The sequence below is a fragment of the Bradyrhizobium sp. sGM-13 genome, from assembly GCF_018398875.1.
Classification (GTDB): Bacteria; Pseudomonadota; Alphaproteobacteria; order Rhizobiales; family Xanthobacteraceae; genus Bradyrhizobium.
On record NZ_JAGWDK010000311.1, the window covers coordinates 1 to 267 of the forward strand.

Genomic DNA, 267 nt, shown 5'->3' on the forward strand with positions numbered 1-267 from the left:
ATCCGTCTAAGCTTGAGCTGCCGAAATCGGCTTCCAGTCGTATGGTGCCGATGCATCATGCAGATTGCCGCCGATGCCTGAAATCGCGACAGTAGCGAGATCGCGCAAGAACGTAGTAGATCGTACTGAAGGGATGCGTTGGTACCGGCGCGGGCTGGCGGCGGGATCGACCGCCGTCGGTGACGGCACGCTGCTCGCCGCGATCGAAGGCACAAAATACAACGGCCCGTGGGACGTGCCGGACGATGTGCGCAAGATCAATGGCGT

Annotated in this window: 1 protein-coding gene; it reads left to right on the top strand. The window is 60.7% G+C overall.

From position 1 onward, the window contains the following. Positions 1-73 precede the first annotated feature (73 nt). Positions 74-267, top strand: a 194-nt coding sequence (locus KJQ96_RS39170) for a hypothetical protein (protein WP_213291239.1), incomplete at its 3' end; no start/stop codon positions are given.